1 protein-coding gene is annotated in these 233 nt (G+C 57.9%); it reads left to right on the top strand.

All coding sequences use genetic code 11. The annotated features are described in order from the left end of the window. Positions 1–27: 27 nt before the first annotated feature. The coding region (locus AB4513_RS24675) for a hypothetical protein (protein WP_372193480.1) at positions 28–233 on the top strand (206 nt) is incomplete at its 3' end.

The raw sequence follows: 233 nt of genomic DNA, 5'->3' as shown, positions 1-233 counted from the left end.
GCGGAAGGTGCGGTCGCGGACATCAAAGTGACGCTGAGCAACGAAAGCAAGACGGCGACCACGGTTGACCTGACGCTGAACAGCGGCACAGCGGATAAGAACGTCGACTTCACGGGCACCCAAGTGACCATCATCTTAGGTGACGGCACTGAGCTGAAAGACGTGGCGGTTGCGAACGACGGCAGCTTCCAAGTGAGCTTACCGGCGGGTCAAACCGACTTCACAGTGAAAGT

This window comes from Vibrio sp. 10N.222.54.E6 (assembly GCF_041473955.1).
Taxonomy (GTDB): Bacteria; Pseudomonadota; Gammaproteobacteria; order Enterobacterales; family Vibrionaceae; genus Vibrio; species Vibrio tasmaniensis_A.
This window is presented reverse-complemented; position numbering and strand designations above follow the sequence as displayed.